General features: G+C 59.3%; 14 protein-coding genes. 9 read left to right on the forward strand and 5 right to left on the reverse strand.

Going from position 1 to position 17,026, the window contains the following annotated elements; all coding sequences use genetic code 11:
• Positions 1 to 2,211: a TonB-dependent receptor gene (locus NIM86_RS02630; RefSeq protein ID WP_253378877.1), complete on the reverse strand. Its 2,211-nt coding sequence runs from the start codon at positions 2,209 to 2,211 to the stop codon at positions 1 to 3.
• A 206-nt stretch (positions 2,212 to 2,417) separates the two neighbouring features.
• Here NIM86_RS02630 and NIM86_RS02635 point away from each other — a divergent pair, with 206 nt between their 5' ends.
• Entirely contained in the window at positions 2,418 to 3,458 is a 1,041-nt protein-coding gene (locus tag NIM86_RS02635; protein ID WP_253378879.1) for a siderophore-interacting protein, read from the forward strand.
• Here the strand turns inward: NIM86_RS02635 and NIM86_RS02640 are convergent.
• The 3 genes from NIM86_RS02640 to NIM86_RS02650 are packed head-to-tail and all read right to left on the reverse strand — an operon-like array spanning position 3,428 to position 7,697.
• Positions 3,428 to 5,179 (reverse strand): IucA/IucC family siderophore biosynthesis protein, encoded by a 1,752-nt coding sequence (locus NIM86_RS02640; protein ID WP_253378880.1) that lies wholly within the window; start codon positions 5,177 to 5,179, stop codon positions 3,428 to 3,430. The two genes, NIM86_RS02635 and NIM86_RS02640, sit on opposite strands and share 31 nt — an antisense overlap.
• 2 nt (positions 5,180 to 5,181) lie before the next feature.
• Entirely contained in the window at positions 5,182 to 6,060 is an 879-nt protein-coding gene (locus NIM86_RS02645) for a GNAT family N-acetyltransferase (protein WP_253378881.1), read from the reverse strand.
• The gene (locus NIM86_RS02650; RefSeq protein WP_253378882.1) at positions 6,057 to 7,697 is read right to left on the reverse strand and encodes an IucA/IucC family siderophore biosynthesis protein; all 1,641 of its coding nucleotides are present in this window, start codon (positions 7,695 to 7,697) and stop codon (positions 6,057 to 6,059) included. The genes NIM86_RS02645 and NIM86_RS02650 overlap by 4 nt, the downstream gene beginning before the upstream one ends.
• Positions 7,698 to 7,803: 106 nt before the next feature.
• On the opposite strand from NIM86_RS02650, the gene NIM86_RS02655 reads away from it, so the two are divergent.
• The 3 genes from NIM86_RS02655 to NIM86_RS02665 all read left to right on the forward strand — a co-directional run bounded on the left by NIM86_RS02655 (position 7,804) and on the right by NIM86_RS02665 (position 11,423).
• Positions 7,804 to 8,910, forward strand: coding sequence for an MFS transporter (locus tag NIM86_RS02655; protein ID WP_253378883.1), 1,107 nt, complete (start codon positions 7,804 to 7,806; stop codon positions 8,908 to 8,910).
• On the forward strand, positions 8,907 to 10,226 hold the full coding sequence (locus tag NIM86_RS02660; RefSeq protein ID WP_253378884.1) for a lysine N(6)-hydroxylase/L-ornithine N(5)-oxygenase family protein: 1,320 nt from the start codon (positions 8,907 to 8,909) through the stop codon (positions 10,224 to 10,226). The genes NIM86_RS02655 and NIM86_RS02660 overlap by 4 nt, the downstream gene beginning before the upstream one ends.
• Positions 10,227 to 10,502: 276 nt before the next feature.
• Entirely contained in the window at positions 10,503 to 11,423 is a 921-nt protein-coding gene (locus tag NIM86_RS02665) for a DUF6282 family protein (protein ID WP_253378886.1), read from the forward strand.
• Between the two features lie 23 nt (positions 11,424 to 11,446).
• On the opposite strand, the gene NIM86_RS02670 is transcribed toward NIM86_RS02665, so the two are convergent.
• On the reverse strand, positions 11,447 to 12,247 hold the full coding sequence (locus tag NIM86_RS02670) for an IclR family transcriptional regulator (RefSeq protein WP_253378888.1): 801 nt from the start codon (positions 12,245 to 12,247) through the stop codon (positions 11,447 to 11,449).
• A 111-nt stretch (positions 12,248 to 12,358) separates the two neighbouring features.
• Here NIM86_RS02670 and NIM86_RS02675 point away from each other — a divergent pair, with 111 nt between their 5' ends.
• The 5 genes from NIM86_RS02675 to NIM86_RS02695 all read left to right on the forward strand — a co-directional run bounded on the left by NIM86_RS02675 (position 12,359) and on the right by NIM86_RS02695 (position 17,025).
• Positions 12,359 to 13,147 (forward strand): HpcH/HpaI aldolase/citrate lyase family protein, encoded by a 789-nt coding sequence (locus NIM86_RS02675; protein ID WP_253378890.1) that lies wholly within the window; start codon positions 12,359 to 12,361, stop codon positions 13,145 to 13,147.
• Between the two features lie 3 nt (positions 13,148 to 13,150).
• The gene (locus NIM86_RS02680) at positions 13,151 to 14,050 is read left to right on the forward strand and encodes a hypothetical protein (protein ID WP_253378892.1); all 900 of its coding nucleotides are present in this window, start codon (positions 13,151 to 13,153) and stop codon (positions 14,048 to 14,050) included.
• A 61-nt stretch (positions 14,051 to 14,111) separates the two neighbouring features.
• A complete protein-coding gene (locus tag NIM86_RS02685; RefSeq protein WP_253378893.1) occupies positions 14,112 to 15,110 on the forward strand; it encodes a TRAP transporter substrate-binding protein in 999 nt (332 codons plus the stop codon).
• A gap of 47 nt (positions 15,111 to 15,157) precedes the next feature.
• Entirely contained in the window at positions 15,158 to 15,754 is a 597-nt protein-coding gene (locus tag NIM86_RS02690; RefSeq protein ID WP_253378894.1) for a TRAP transporter small permease, read from the forward strand.
• On the forward strand, positions 15,754 to 17,025 hold the full coding sequence (locus NIM86_RS02695; protein ID WP_253378895.1) for a TRAP transporter large permease: 1,272 nt from the start codon (positions 15,754 to 15,756) through the stop codon (positions 17,023 to 17,025). The genes NIM86_RS02690 and NIM86_RS02695 overlap by 1 nt, the downstream gene beginning before the upstream one ends.
• Position 17,026 lies beyond the last annotated feature (1 nt).

The following is a 17,026-nucleotide window of genomic DNA, read 5'->3' on the forward strand; positions in this document are numbered from 1 at the left end:
TCAGAAAACCGCTTTGTAGGAGAAGGCGACGGTCCGCCCAAGGCCTGGAACTTCGGTCCCGCGTGTCGCCGTCGCCGTTGGATTGGCGTAATCCGTATCGAAGACGTTGTAGACGCCGAGACTGAGTTTATGACCGTTTTCGAACGTCTTCTGTGCAGAGAGGTGCAGGAGCGCTGCTCCGTCAATCTCGTCGTCCTGTAATCGGTCGCGGCCTGAGAAGAATTCAAGATCGGCCCGCGTATCGATGCCGTTTGCGAAGGCGTAGCTGGCGAAAAGATTGCCTTTCCATGTCGTGGCAATGCGGTTGTTGGGCAGATCTTCGTCGATGTCGCCATCACCGTCGGAGTCATATTCCCCATCGACATAGCCAAGCGTTCCACCGACGGTGAATGCATCCGTCACATCGAAAGCGGTCGTCAGTTCCCCGCCCCAGATCCGCTCTTTCTGCTGCGTGACCGTGTTGGTGCTGGCGTCATAGGTCAGACCGTTTTCCGATAAGGAGATAAAGGCCGATGCGGACGCCCGAAACCGGCCCCAATCACCTCTCACGCCGCCTTCGAACGTATTTACGAGCTGCGGCTCGGGCGCGATATCGGCATAGCTTATGTACAAGTCGGAAGGAGGCGAACCGCAGAAGGCCGCGTAGGCATCGCAGAATTCGGCGCCGAAGAAACCGCCATTGACGCCGGCCCGGCGGGTAAACGCGCCGATGTCGGCCAGCGCGTAGCCTTGCGAGAAGTTTCCGTAAAGCTGCGCATCCTCGGTGACATCGAAGACCGCGCCCGCATTGAAGGTGAACTGCTGGTAGTCGAAATTGCCGCCACCGACATCGATGGCTGGCAGGGGAATCGCAAAACCGTCGACGGTGTACGCCGGTCGCGTGAAGTCCTCGACTTCCAGCCAAAAGGCGTCGAAACGAACGCCCCCGGAGAGGCGCAACCGATCATGAACCGGCACCTCTGCCTGGCTGAACAATCCCAGTTGATGCTGGCTGAGCGGCGCGGCCACATCGTCTTCAGATCCGACCTGCTGCTGCGTGATATAGTCGTAGGTGTAGTCGGTGCCCCATACCAACTCAGATCCCTCAAAAATCCGATCGGTGGGGGTCCTCACCGTCGCGCCGAGGCCGAAGCGCTGACCCTCCAAAACCGTCTGGTTCAACCCGGTCAGCAGGACAGACGAATTTACTGCGCTCAATTGGGTTTCCGGCGACTGCTTTTCGATATCGTTGTAAAACGCCGTCAGTTCGAGGCCACCCAAGGCAAAGGCATCATCGGTGTAACGGGCGGTGACATATTTGCTGTCTTCGACCAATGGCTCACCGTCATAAGGGTCGGAATAGTCCGGGCGCACGCGCGATCCGGAATAATCGGTGTAATAGCCGGGCCGTTGCTCGGCATAGGTCCAGTCGAAAGACAGATCGAAGCGTCGTGAATCCACCTCATAGCCGAACCGGCCGAAGAGGTTGCCAACCCCGGTACGGTCGCCGCCACCCTGACCGAGGAGGCCGTCCGACGCCATTTCATCGCCATTGCCGTCATAGAGCCGGCGCGACCAGTCCCCGGAAGCAGAGAGGAAGTAATCGAAATCGCCTTTGCGGCCTTCCACGCTTACCGTGGTGGATGGCGAAGCAGAGTCGGCCAGATCGGCAGTCTGCGCCTCGACTCGCGTCTCAACGGTCCAACGGGGCGTCTCGTCCTCGCCACGCTTGGTAATGAAGTTGATGACGCCGCCGGTTGCACCCGCTCCATAGAGGCTCGATGCGCCGCTCACGACCTCCACCCGCTCAATGGTGTCGAGATCGATCAGGGAGAGAATGCGGGTGTTGTTGCGCAGCGGTGTGGTGCGTGGCACCCCATCGACCAGAATAAGGATCGATCGGCCCCGATAGCTCTCCGACGCTCCACTGATCGTCTGGTTATCCGGTTGATAGCCCGGCACCAGCCGAGAAACGAGATTTGCGGCGTCTTCCGAGCCGACCGTCAGCCGCTCGATTTCGTCGCGCTCAATGACGTTAACATTCTGGGCCACATTGGCGACCTCGCTTTCGCGCCGCCCCGCCGTGGCGATAATTGTCTCGAGCAAAGTTGTCTCGCCGGACGAAGCCGCGACGGAACCGTCTCCAGCCGTTTCGTCATCCAACGCCTGCGCACAGGCCATTGTGCCATTCAGTCCGAGACAGAGCGCAAGAAAACTGATTTGAAAACGCATAGTTCCCCTCAACCGGCACACCCCAACAGCTTGCCGTTATAACTTGATTGATGTAGTCATCTTTCAAATAACTATGACTTCTTTAGTCAAGAATATAAATTCGCGAAATATGGGCTGAGAGCAGCGCTGTTGCATATTGGCAACGTCTGCCTCGGCGAAGCGCGAAAAAACATATTGGCGACCGGTCTGGCGGCACAGGTGGGTAGATGACGAAGAGAAATGGCGGCCCAGTCCAAACCGCAACGCGTATCGATTGGCCCCGAGAACAGGTTTTCGAGTTCTTTCGTTCCAAGGGAAATAGGCTGGGCCTACCCCTGACCGAAGATCACGGGTGCCTGACGCTCGAAACACCGAGCGGTACGATTGTCCTGTCCAGCGAAAAGAGCGGTGTTCGGATTGCTCTCAGTGCAGCAGACCCCGCGACGCTGCATACACTTCTGGAAACGGTCGACCGCCATCTCGACAGTCTTGGCAGCGCTCACCGGATGGTCTGGTCGCATGCCGATCCAGGCGCGCTGCCTGCAAATATGACATTTGCGACGATCCGCTCATGTTCGCGCATATCGCCGTCCTATTTCCGATTGCGAGTTGCCGACCCGTCACTGCAGCGTTTCGCCCGGGGCGGTCTTCATTTCCGGCTGCTTTTCGCACCGCCCGGCCATCAAGGCGAATGGCCGGAAATCGGCGAGGATGGCCGCACGCATTGGCCGGGTGACAGGAGCGCCTGGCACCGGCCCGTTTACACGGTTCGTGAAATCGACGTTAAGCGCGGCGAGCTCGATTTCGACGTATTCGTTCACGCAGGCGGACGCGTGAGCGAGTGGTGTGAAACAGCGCAGCCAGGCGAACAAATCGCACTTATGGGACCCGGTGGCGAGTGGTATCCCCGGGCAGCATGGCTCGGTCTTTTTGGAGACGAGACCGCCCTGCCCGCCATCGCCCGCATTCTTGCTGCATTGCCCTCTGAAACGCTCGGCATGGCGACAGTCATGGTCGGTAATGAAGATGATACTCAGACACTGACGAAACCAATCGGCGTCGAACTGCGCTGGCTCTTGCGGAGCGAAGGACACAGCATTCTCGAGGCTATCGAGAGAACGGATCTTCCGCTATCCGACCGTTTCGTTTGGTTTGCCGGCGAGCGATCCGAAGTGGCGCTCGCACGCCGGGCCTTGTCCCAGCGCGGGCTCGATAAATCCGAAATCCGCGCCGCGGCCTACTGGGCAGCCGACGAGGTCGCCTCGTAATCGGCCTTCGGTTCCGTTGACGCGGCCAGCGGATTGTCGAGATCCGTCCCGCGCGCCGGCAATGGCCGGACGGCGGAATCCTCGTAGCCGATCCGGAAGCGCACACGATTGATCGCAACGCGCGGCATTTTTGGCTGAAAAAGGTCGAAAAGCGCGAACCTGTCCGAGAGTTCAGGGTGTCTGGCGGCGTAAGAGCAAAGCGTTTCACGCAATAGGCCGTAGAACCGCTCCTCACCGAAGAGACCGCGCCCCGCCAGACTGGTCGACAGAAAGCGAAGAACCGTCACGAAATGCGCTGTCTGGATATTGTGCACGATATAGGCTGGCGGCTTTCTCGGCAGAACGGCGCGCGCCGCAGATGGCAGGCTTTCCGTCTCGGGAAAGTCCTGATCGACCAGATCGAGGTCGCCCTGAAAGTCCTTCACCGTGATGCCTACCGGTACGTTTTCGTCCAGGACAACATTTATGTTCTGACCATGCGCGATGAAGGCCAGACCATAGCGGCAGAGGATATGCCAGAGCGGCACGACGCTGACCTGGAACAAACGTCTCAGCCAGTCATCCAGCGGCAGACCCGCCTTGCGGGCGAAGGATGCTGCGAGCGGTTCGCCATCGACGCCCTCGTGAAACAGCGTCGCCATCATGACCACGCGCTTATTCGGCAAAGCAAATTCCCCGGTTTGGCGCCAGATCGCTCCAAGCGTCTCGTGCCAGCGATACGGCGCGTCAGGCGCTTGCGCCATTAGCGGATCGTCCCACCAAAGACCCAGAACCTCCTTTTGCACCGTGACCACGGATGCCGTGACCGGGTCGCTGGCGAGGATTTCGGCCACCCAGTCCGATATGACTGCGCCCTGCTCGATATATTTGCCAGGCATTCCGCGCCAGGCAGATGTGTTGAGGATGGCCAACGCCAGCTTGATCTCATACGGCCCGCCCTCTCTCGGTACGAGCGTGCGAAGACTGGGAGAAGCGACGAAGGCCGGACCGAAGGTGCCGAGATGTTCGACCCGATTATCCGCCATATCGGCGACGAGGCTTTGCGCCAGACAATTGTCCCACTGCCATGGGTGGACTGGCATAATCACGCGATCGGCATGGCCGGCGGCGGCCAAGAGTCGGTCCGCCTCCTCACTACCCATTACTGCGCGCAACAGGGTCTCTTCTTCAATACCGGCTCCCCTGCCCCGCCGCACGAAATGCGGATCAAGCGCCAGCCATTGCAGCCGGATCAGCTTCAAATTTTCCGGCGCGTATTGCGCATGGTCGTCAACGCCCCAACCGAGCCGCCCCTTGTTCGCCACGGCCTTGGGATGCCCCTGAAGCGCCGCGTGAATGCTGTCGGTCGGCAGTTCGGTGAGCTCGTCCGCCGTTAGAGCACCCCACCGTGCGTCAATGGCACAATCCTGGCGCAGCGTGTTCTTGAGTTCTTTAAGAAACATCGCCTCGGTTGCCGGGCTCATACCCAATTCGTCGCGCGCATCGATGACGAATTGCAGCGGACAGGGATAATCTCCATCGCGCCGGATGGTCTCGGCGTCGATATCAAGATTGCCCCAAATCCGGCGCACGGCGCGGTAGGTGTAGACCACACCGGAGGTAAGCTCGAGCCGGCTGTCGCTGCAGGCGAACACTTCTTCCCAGGCCAGCTCACTGATGGCCTTGGCGAGCCACCGCCGCCCGATTGCCCGGAAGCGATCGAGGGTGACGATCTGGTTCATCGTCAGAACCTCACCTTTTCGAAAAACTCATTGCGGTAGCAGTGCATCAGGGCAGCGCGCTTGTGCGGAAAATCGAATTCGCGAATTTTCCGATATGCAAGCGGGTCGGTGTAACGCAAAAGCTTGATATTATCGGCGCGCGGCTCACCGACGACCTTTTCGGTAAGCGGGCAGTCGAGGAAGAGGTAATGCGTCAATGAGCGCAGCCAGGCTGCAGTCTTCCGGCGACCGAGGTGACGCCTTTCGCCAATGAGACCGTGCCAGCCGCGATCCCACGGATGGGAATCGTAATAGGCGCCGAGACGATCCTCCCGCGCCCAGTAAAATTCCAGATAGCCGGCGGGGTCGCCATCGAAACAAACAATCGTCGGCAACACGCTGGGGTTATCGATCCGTTCCGAAAGATAGGCGGCCAGTTCCTCCTCCGATTTGTCCTCCTCCCAGAAATAGGCGACGCGTGGATCGTTCTGCCATTTGTGGAACAGCGCCAGATGGCTGCCGATTTCCAGAACGTCGAAGCTGACAGCACAGCCACCGTCCCGGTCGAACCGCTCGTAGAACCGCCCCGCCGGCTTGGCCGGACGTCGAGGATGATCGCGCCCGTCAGGCCCCGGCACCAAACCGGTCGCGACAGGTACGAGGGGCAGGCGGTTCGTCCACATACCGGCCGATTGGTAAAATTCGCCACGGTCCACCACCACCGCATCATCGCGCAATGACCCGCAGCGCAGATCGTGCAGGGCGATGTCGCCTCGCGTAAGCCAATCGGACGGCAGTTCGATCCGGTCTTCGCCGGTGGCGGCAAAAAGCGCATCGATCTGCTCCCAGAGATCGAGGATCGGAGGCGCGGCGATGGCAGGGAATGAAGGAAGAGCGGTCATGCGGCCTCACTTTGGGCAATGGGATTGTCGAGTTCGGTGAATTGAGCAAGCTGGCCTTCGGCGCCGCCATCGGCCTCATTGACGCCGGAAAGCGATGTCGCAAAATTGGCTTTCGTCATCAGGCCAGGGCGATTCATAAGCCGCAGATAGAGCGTCGCGTCGCCCGGCGTTTGCCTGGCCGCGCGCTCCAGGAAACGCTTCCAAATCGCAAAGAGCGCTTCCTCGCCGGCTAGTCCGTCGATGACGAGTGTCGCCAGCATATTCATCACTGAATTGACGACGACATAGTAGGTTAGGAGGCCATCGCCCTCTTCTTCGCCGACGATGTTTTCGGCGCCTTCGCCAATACCGGGACAAACCGCGGCCAGCCGGTCGTGAAAAGCCGCCAGATGGCCTGTGCCCTGGCAATCGCGAATGGCAACACCGCTTGGCCATCCATCACGGATTTTCAGCATCATATTCTGCTGATGCGATCCGAAGAGAAGGCCCCACCGTGCTCGCATTTCCAGAATGGGCAGGATCGCCGTTTCTAGAAACAGGTCGAACCAACGCATGGCAAGACCTGTCGTATCGCCTCCCTTGGCGAGCCGGCGGACAATCCGTCCAACGGGCGATAGTCCCCGGCGCGGTGTTTCGCACAATGCCGCAAGAACGATCGGTCCGTACTGGGTACCGTCCCGATAGGGATTGTCACGCAACACAACGAGAGTTTCCGGCATCATCGTGCCATCAGTTGTCTTCAGCGCCGCATAGGCTGGCTCGGTGAGAACCGTCAGATTGGGAAATGCGTCAGCAATCTCCACGCCGATGTCGCTGTTCAGAAGATCGGTCACATGAAGGCCACGCAGCACCTCCCGCTCCGACAAGAGGCGAAGGGAATTGGTCAGCCGCACGCTGAGCGAGAATTTCGCCATGAAGGGTGCGTGAAATGCATGAACCGCGCGCATGGAGGCTGTCGCGTTCCAGCCTGCTTTTCCAGGGCCAAGAGGCAGGATCGCCTCCGACCGGATCAACTCGGAAAAGGCCTCCGTTCCGCAAAGCCTTGCAAGCTGAAGCGGGTGGAAGGGAAAGGGAAAACGTCCCGCTAAGGTCTCGATTCCATCTGCTGCCGCGAGCGACTGAAAACCCTCCGCGGCAATACCGCCGTTTTGCAGCGCGGACGGTCTGCAGGCAAACCACGACAAAGCAAAGGTGGCAGTCGATTCCGGTGCATAGACCATAGCTTCTTCAGAGCTGAGGCCATCGCGACTGCGCGGGTTCGGATGCAGCACGTGGCCGAAGCGCAGCGCCGTCTCGCAATCCTGAAAATTCCAGCTTTCGGGATCGCCCGTTGCATCCAGTGTGTGACGGATCGTCAGGAGGCTATCCCCAACGCGGTTCGCAAAGGCAGGGTCGGCATTCCTGACAAGCCTTTGAAGAAGGTCTTCGATTGTGGTCGGCGCCCCATCGATGGTGATAGGTCCTGAGAACCTGCATCGAAACCGACTACGCCGTTCTACGCTAACGCTGACAGCCGATCCTTCCGTTGTGTGAAAGCGCAGCCGGTCTGCCGTAAAATGCGCGTCGGCCAGCGCGCCTTCCCGCAATGCCGCGTTCAGAAAGGCATTGAGCGATGGGATATCTGCGATCTCGTTCATGACAAGCGCCTCTCGCAAGGATCGAACGAGGCGCAAATTATAAATATGATAGTCATAGTCAAGATTTTTCTTGACGTCCGTCGACGGGTATGAATTTTTCCGCGTCATGAAAAATACGCTTGCCCCAGCGCTCATCGGTCACGGCTTTCAGCAGACCGCTCTCATGGCGATGCTCCCCATGATCGCCAGCCATTTCGATCTGTCCTATTCGGCGGTCGGAATGGCCGTCGCATTCGGCATGTTGGCGGCTACGCTGACCATTCCGCTTGTCGGACTGACCGATAGCGCGGCACTGTTGCGACCGTCCCTTGCCGTTATGATCATCTGCTCAGCCGGACTGGCCTTGCTTCTGGCCAGCCCCGTCGCACCGGCGGCGGCGCTTGCGGGGCTGCTTGCCTTGCGGCTTTGCCAAGGCGCGGCAGCGGCGACGTTATTGATCCATGCCCAGATCGTCAGCTTGTCCGAAAAGACCGGTTCGCGCGGACACCTCGCCCGCACGCAATCTTTCGCCGGCATCGGTCGCGCGATCAGCGCCGTCTGCGTCGGCCCTTTAGCGGCAATGAGCATAGTGCTGCCGGTCGTCCCCGCGATTGCCGGCGCGATCTGGAGCCTCCTGAAAACAAGGCCGGAGAGAGCCAACAGTTCGGTCCGATGCCGGGGCGTCTCCCTCATGCCGCCACATGGCAGAGGATTGGTCCTTCCTTTCACCGTTCAGGTCAGCCTCGGCGTTACGCATGTCTCGCTCGCACCGCTCCTGGCGGCGCAACCTCGGTTCGACGATCTGTCGGCAGCGGCGGTTGCCGGCCTTGCTTTGTCGGCGGCCAATATCGGGCTATTGCTTGCGCATCGTTTTCTGACCGCCAGACTGGACCTGATGGGGATGCGTGCCGCCGCCATGGCCGGTGCGGCAGCTATCATGTCCATCGCACTGATGCCGACACCACCTGTGGTGATCGGTCTTTCGGCCTGCGTCGGCGCGGCGAGCGCCATGCTGCTGACTTACAACCTTCACTGCGCGTTTCACCGTTCAGGGCAGCACGGGACCAGCCAGACGGCTTGGAACGCGACGGTCTCGACCGGCGGACTTGCTGTCGGGGCCTTTGCTGGATCGGCAAGTTTGGCAGCCGGCCCCGGCCTTTCTCTCACACTGGCAGCTATTGCGATGGCACTCGCGCTGCCCGCTTTATCCATGACAAGGACGAGCACATCATGAATGACGAAACCAAGACGGTCGATCTGGCAGGAATCGGACTCGGCCCTTTCAATCTGAGCCTCGCCGCGCTTGCCGATGGCATACCAGATCTGTCCGCTGCGTTTTTCGAGCGGAGCCCGACCGTATCCTGGCATGCAGGCCTGACGTTTTCCGACGCGGTCCTGCAAACCTCACCGCTGAAAGACTTGGTTACACCGGTCTGTCCGACAAACCGATGGAGCTTTCTGAATTATCTGGTCGAAAACGGTCGGTTCTACGATTTCATGGCGGCGCGCTTTGAAACGGTCTCCAGGCAGGAGTTCAGCGACTATCTCGCGTGGGCCGCCGACGGTTTGTCATCGACGCATCTCGATGCCGGTGTCGAAGACATCGATTTTACGGGCAATCAATTCCGGCTCCGTTTTAAGGACCGACCCGACTGTTATTCCCGCGCCCTTGCGATCGGAACCGGCAGGGAACCACTGATCCCGGCAAATGTCGTCACCGGACCGGATTGCTTCCACGCCAGTCAATATCTGCACATGCATCCCGATATTGCGGGACGGCGCGTCGCGGTCATTGGTGGCGGCCAGTCAGGCGCGGAAATCGTCCTTCATCTGCTTCAGCAGGACGATCGGATGTCGCCGGATTCTCTATCGTGGATCAGCCGGCGAGACGGATTTTGGACCTTGCAGGAAGGTGGCCTCGTCGATCAGTTCTTCACGCCCGATTATCTCGAATCCTACCGCTCCATGACGCCGGAATTACAAGCTCGCGCCCTGTCGTCGCAGAAGTTCGCCAGCGACGGCCTGACCCCTTCGACAGCCGATGCGATCTATCGGCTCCTCTATCAGCGACGCCATCTTCGCAACCGTGAGGACGTCTTCCTTTATCCGGGACGCGAAGTCGTTCAGGTTCAGGCGAATGGTCGGGGTCAGACCATCGTTTCCAGAGCCTCAAATGATCGTCGTGAAGCACTTGAAGCCGATATCGTGATCCTTGCGACGGGCTACCGCGCGGCCGTTCCGGGATGTCTTCGTCGCCTGGCCGGAAGACTGGCCCAGGAACCGGACGGCGCTTTGGCGCTTGGCGACAATTACCGTGCGCTATGGGACGGGCCTTCTGAAAACCCGATTTACGGCCTTAATCATGGCCGGCGATCCTATGGCGTTATCGATCCTCAACTCTCCATGGCGGCGTGGCGTAGCGCCGTTATTCTCAACGATGTTACGGGACGGCGGGCCTATGGCCTTGGCGAAACAGAACGACAGCCGATGGTCGCGTGGGAGCCCAGAGCCGAGACACTTGGTTGGGAACCCCGGATGACGGGGTCGTAGCGCTCGAAGAGATCTGGCGCGGTATTTCATAAAGCGACGTAGAGCTGGTTATCCTGCGCGTCGAGCCTTTTCTCTGCTCCTTCGGGCCAGTTCGGATGCATCCCGCATGGTGAGCGGGTGGCCGATTCATGAGCCATGCGTTGAGGCGCAGCGCGTGAACCTCCCTTGACACGCAAACCTGGCAAAAATATTTAGGTAGGTGTTCTGATAAGCAGAACCCTGATCTGTTCTTCGTAACATCATCGGAGTTTTGTCTTGAAACGCCGGAGGGAACGGATGACCGAAATCGAAGCAATAGAGCAGCAGGAAACGAGCCGGATCAGCGAAATCCTGCAAGGTGCGGTCGATCCTCATGTCCACACCGGTCCATCGATAGCCCCGCGCGCAATCGATCATCTCGAACTTGCGAAGGTCTATTCGGACGCCGGGTTTGCCGCCTTCGTCACCAAGGATCACGATTATTCCGGGGTAATGTGCGCCCAACTCATCCGCGATCACCACCCGGAGCTGAAGACACGGATTTTCTCAAGCATCGTGCTCAATAATGTTGTCGGCGGGCTTAATCCATACGCTGTAGAGCATACCGCCGCGATGGACGGCCGGATTGTCTGGTTGCCGACCCTTGCCGCAGAAAACCATCTGGAATGGGAAAAGACCTCCGGCTGGGCGCATCCGGCCTCCACTCAAAAAATTCGACGTGCCTCCGGTATTGCAATCTTCGAAGACGGTAAGTTGCGACCCGAAGTGTTGGACATCCTCGATGTGGTCGCCAAGACCGGAATGGCTTTGGCAAGCGGTCATATCCACGTATCGGAGACCAAGGTCGTTTTTGCCGAAGCCCGAAAGCGCGGGGTGGAGCGTCTGATCTTCACCCACCCCGAAGATATCGTCGGCGCTTCCTTCGAAGACACCAAGGAGATCGCCGCCATGGGCGCCTATGTCGAGCATTCGCTCGGCTTCTTCGTCGAAGGTTCGAAATTCCGGAACCGCACCGATGACGAGTTCCGCGAATTCATCGACTGTGTGGGGGCGGACCGGACAATTCTCTGTTCCGACCTTGGGCAGGTTGGAACCATAGGCCCGCTCGAGGGTATGAGGCGGGGCGTCGCAACCTGCATAAAGTTGGGCTATTCAGACGCCGATATCCACAAGATGGTCGCGACCAATGCCGCTACGGCCATCGGATTGGACGACTGAAGCCGAAGCCTGCCGGCGGAAGCTCAATGCCAGTTACCCGGCAACTCGCCCATATATCCCAAGGCTTTTGAAATATCGCCGGCTGCCGTTCCCACGGCCCTGATCTGATCGGGCGATGGCGGCGAGCCTATGAACTGGGTCAGGCTGACGATCGCCAGACTACCCATGAGCTCTCCGCCAGCGCCGAGCAGTGGAAAAGACAAAGCGTTCAACCCCATAGCCGCCTCATTCGGTGCGTCGGCCCAGCCTCGGCTGCGGATATCGTCCAGATGCTTTCTCAGCACCTTCAGATCGGTGATCGAATAGGATGTCTCGCCTATCAGGGGTTCGGCAAGAATGCGCTCCCTGTTGGCTTCGGGCATGAAGGCGAGAGCCATTTTTCCCTGCGCGGACGTATTGAAACGGAGCGTCGAGCCGGGTCTCACCCCGACTTCAACGGACATTTTGCCTGGCAGGGTCGTCAGAATACGAATGCCCTCATCCTCGATCTGACCCAGAATGACAGCCTGATCCGAAACATCGCGCAGCGCGCGCATGGGTTGCGCAGCGACACTGGCAACATCCGAAGCGTTCGCCGCTGCATTGCCTAGTTCAATGAGCCTGGATCCAAGCCGGTAGCGCTCCGTCAGCGGCGACTGAACGATGTAACCTTGCTGAACAAGCGTCTGAAGATGCCGGTGAATACGGCTCTTCGTGGTGCCGAGCGCATCGGCGAGCGCTGTCACTCCCAGATGGCTACCTGCACGGCCCAACGTCTCCAGAATTGTCAGTGCTAGAACAACACTTTGAATACCTTCGGTTTTTTCAGACGATATTTTTGGCATCTCGACAGTCCGTTGCGACAAGTCCCAATGGGTTGACTTTACGTACAACCTCACTCATTGTTCTGTTTATAAGGATAGTGTTCTGATAGGCAGAACGCAAGGGAGAAATTGATGTCAGGCAATGAACGCGGTTTCCGAGAGCGTTTCTTGGCGCAGGAGACACTTTACGGGACCTTTTTGAAACTGCCTGCCACGATGCCCGCCGAGATACTGGGCAGTCTCGGGTACGACTTTATTGTTGTCGATGAGGAGCACTCGCCCTTCAATCGCGAGACAACCGACCGCATCATTCTGGCCTGCAAGGCGTTCGGTCTGGCCGCAATCGTTCGCGTGCAAAGCGGCGATCCAGCAAATATTCTGTCGGTGCTCGACTGCGGCGCGGACGGCGTTCTTGTCCCGCATGTGAAAGATGCCGAGACCGCGCGGGCGATTGTCGCGGCCGGCCGTTACAGCGGCGGCAAGCGCGGCTTCGCCCCCACAACCCGAGCCGGCACCTTCGGGCGAGCCAGTCAGGCCGAGCACATGGCCGCCGAAGATCGGCGCGTGACGATCGTCGCCATGATCGAAGATCCCGAAGCCATCGACAATATCGACGAGATCATAGCGGTGGACGGTATCGATGGGGTGTTTATCGGCCGTGGCGATCTCGCGGCCGCCTATGCCGAAACCGACGACCCGGCAGCGATGGTCCGCCGTGCGACGGAAACGGTCCATGCGGCGGCGGCCAAGCTTGGCCGAACTGTCGCGATCCTTCCCGGCACGCCGGAGGATGCTGCAACACAGGCCCAGGCCGGCTCAACGGCCTTCTTGCTCTCTTCAGATCAAGGCTTTCTGCGGTCTGCCGCCATGCAGGCGCATGACAAGATGTCGAGTGCCGTGAGACAGGCGAGGAAAGACTGACAGATGTACGACAAATCCGATCCCCGCTCGGCTTTGACACCGAAGAGCGAAGCCGCCGCCCCGCAAACGGGCTTGGTTGCCGAACCGCAGGAGGCGTATTTCTACAAGGATGCGCCCCAGATCTCCGATGCGGACGCCAAGACCTGGCTGATGCGCGGACACAACTTCGTTCTCTCATGGTCAGAAGCCAATGCAGGCGCGCGGTTCTCAAGGTCCAGCCAGCCGGATGAGTATGCCGTACTGCTTCCCGATAACGGCGCTCTGATCGAATGGAATGGTGAAACGACCGATGTTCCGGGATGGTCTCTGGCATTCGTGCCCGCTGGCGACAGCACTGTCACCTTGCCCGACGGCGGGACGATGACACGACTCTTTACGACACGATCGACCGATCTGGCGGAGCAGTGCTCCAACGCACGCGGATATGACGCGCCGAGAACGCATATCCCAGAATTTGCGCCATGGCCGGAACCCAAAGACGGCTGGAAGGTACGGCACTACAGCCTCGATGTGCCGAAGGAAGAGGGTCGGTTCGGGCGCATTTTCCGCTGCACGACGATGATGGTCAATGTGCTGGACCCGTTCGATGGCCCTCGCGATTCCGCAAAGATGTCGCCCCATCACCACGATGATTTCGAACAATGCTCGCTGGCGATCGAGGGAGATTTCAATCACTACCTTCGCTGGCCATGGACAACGAATATGGCGGACTGGCGTGAAGACATGACCGTCTCGATGTCCTCGCCCTCGGCCCTGGTTATCCCGCCTCCGGTCATTCACACGACGCAGGCCGTCGGATCGAGATGCAATCAACTCATCGACATTTTCTGCCCGCCGCGTACGGACTTTTCGCAAAAGCCCGGCTGGGTGCTGAATGCCGACGATTACCCGATGCCGTCCTGAAACGACGCATCTTTTCAATTCAGGGTTGGCGCTGCCGGCCCGACAATGGGAGGAAACCGAAATGCTGACCAGAAGAACCCTTATTCAGACCGGCGCCATACTCGGCGCGACGCTCGCCATGCCGCACATCGCTCGAGCCGCCAGCAAAACTGTGCGGTTGGGGCATGCTTCGAACGAAATCCACCCCGGCCACAAACTCGCGATGAGCTTCAAGGAAGCGCTCGATGAAATCTTGCCGGGCGCGTTCGATGTAACGATCTTCCCCAACCGTCAGTTGGGGGACGACAAGCAGAACCTCGAATCCGCGGTCGCCGGTACGCTGGAAATGGCGATGGTATCGGGCGTGCTTATTCCGCTGGTCACTGGCCGCCCCGCATACGATGCGTGGCAGCTCCCCTTCCTCGTTCGCGACTATGACCACTTCGAAAAGCTCGCGCTGAGCCCAATCGGACAGAAAATGCAGGACGATCTCGAGCCTGCAGGCATCATCGGCCTTGCCACGGCCGATATCGGACAGCGAAATTTCCTATCGATCAATTCGAAGGTCCGTACGGTCGCCGACATGAAGGGCCTGAAGACCCGCATCGTACCTGTGCCATTGCACAAGGCCATCTGGGAAGCTCTCGGTACAGCGCCTGTCGGCCTGCCCTATGGCGAGGTCTATGGCGCGCTCGAAACCGGCGTAATCGACGCGGTGGAGATCAATGTTTCGTCCATGCTCGGCGAAAACCTTTGGGAAGTCGGCAAGAACTTTACCCTGACCGGCCACTATCCCTGGCATGCATCGAACGTCGTTTCGACGGGCTTCTGGAATACGCTGTCGGATGAGGAAAAAGAAGCGATGCGCGAGGCCGGCAGACGCTCCGTATCGGCCACTCTCGCCTATGCAAAAGAGCAGGATCTGTCCGGGCGCGATGAACTGCGCGAGAAGGGCGTCGAGATCATCGAACTCGAAAACCTCGCCGAAATGCAGGAAACGGTTGCTCCGCTGACGGCGGAATGGGCGAAGAAGGACCCACTCATCGCCGAATTCGTCGAAGCTGCACGCGCAAATAGCTGAGAGAACGGCGCCGCGCTTACGAAAAGCGTGGCGCCCTCTTCCGTTCGATGAGCACCATGCATCCCTCCTCGGCACTGTCGAAGGCCGTTTCCGCCTATCTTGCGGTGCTGCGGTTTCTCGCCGGCGCGTCGATGGCCGTGATCGTAGCGATCATGATCGCTCAGGTCTGGTCTCGGTACGTCATGGGCGGTTCACTGATCTGGGCCGAGGAATTGTGCCGTTATCTGCTGATCTGGCAAACCTTCCTGGTGCTGGGCCTGGCCTATTCCAAGGGTGAATTTGTGGCACTGGATTTCTTGCCCACTGCACTGTCCGGCAGGGGAAGGTGGATACTCAAGGCGATAACGGCCCTGCCGATCATCGCTTTTCTCGCACTGATTACTGTTTACGGCGCAGATTACGCGTCCCGCTTCGGCAACCAGACAATCCCTGCTCTCGATTTTATCTGGGGTGCGCTCTTCGGTCGGCCTCTCGGCCTGTCGATAGCCTATGTCTATATCTCGGTCTCGGTCGGCTCGGCCCTCATGATCCTGCATGTCGTCGCCGATCTCGTTTCAAGTTTCAGCGCCGACATGCGCGGCGCGTCCCAAGACGGTCTGGATGACGATGGAGACCTGTCCGGCACCGGGGGGCGTCAGGGCTGATGGGCGCATTCTTCCTCATATTCGCCGGGCTTCTGGCCAGCGGCATTCCCATCGCGCTGACGCTTGGGATTGCAGGCACCGCCTATCTCTACCTCTCCGGCAACGGAATGATGGTGCTGATGGTGCCGCAGCGCATGATGGCGGGTATCGATCAGTTCGTTCTGCTGACCATCCCGCTTTTCCTTTTGGCCGGCGCTTTGATGAATGTGGGCGGTGTGACCGACCGGATCGTGCATTTCGCCAGGGCAATGGTCGGACACCGCCGTGGCGGCATGTCCTCGGTATCTATTTTGTCTTCCGGCTTTTTCGCAGGGATTTCGGGCAGCGCAACGGCCGAAGCATCGGCACTTGGCTCCATCCTTATTCCGACGATGAGCCGGCAAGGAATGCCTCCGGCCTACGCCGGAGCGCTTATTGCTGTGGCATCGGTCATGGGACCGGTCATTCCGCCATCGATCACCATGATTATCTACGGTGTCCTGTCGGGCACGTCGATCGGCCAGCTTTTCCTCGCCGGCGTCGTTCCAGGGATCGGAATCGCGACCGGCCTTCTGATTTATGCATCCTGGCGGGCAAAGCGCGAGGGCTTCCCCATCACCGAACGGATGGGCGCGCGCGACCGGCTGAAAGCGACAGGGCGGACATTACCGGCCCTCATGCTACCGGCTATTATTCTCGTTGGCATCAAGGCGGGCATATTCACTCCAACGGAAGCCGCCGCCGTCGCCGTCGCCTACGCCCTTCTCGTCGGATTCGCCTATCGCGACCTCAGCTTGCGACGTCTGTGGGAATCGTTGATAGCGACGACCCTCGTCTCCGCATCGATCCTGTTCATCACTTCGATGGCGTCCATCGTGTCGTTCGTATTCACGCTGGAGCAGGTTCCGCAGCATATCGCCGATCTGGTGCTCGCGCTCACGGACGAGCCGTACATGATCCTCTTGTTGCTGAATATCTTTCTGCTGGTTCTCGGCATGTTTCTCGAGCCCATTTCAATCATGATCCTGACCATGCCGATCCTGCTGAAATTTCAGGCCCTGATCGGCATGGACCCGGTGCAGTTCGGCACTGTGGTCGTGCTCAACGTTGTCATCGGGATGGCCACGCCTCCCGTCGGCATACTGCTGTTTATCGCCGCGGCCATATCGGAAGAGCCGGTGACGAAGGTGATCCGGGAAGCGATGCCGCTCGTCGCGATCTGCATCGCTGTCCTCGCCTTGATTGCCCTCGTTCCGGCGCTGTCGCTCTTCCTGCCCGAAATGCTGTTCTAAG

Source organism: Notoacmeibacter sp. MSK16QG-6, assembly GCF_024158145.1.
Classification (GTDB): Bacteria; Pseudomonadota; Alphaproteobacteria; order Rhizobiales; family Rhizobiaceae; genus Notoacmeibacter.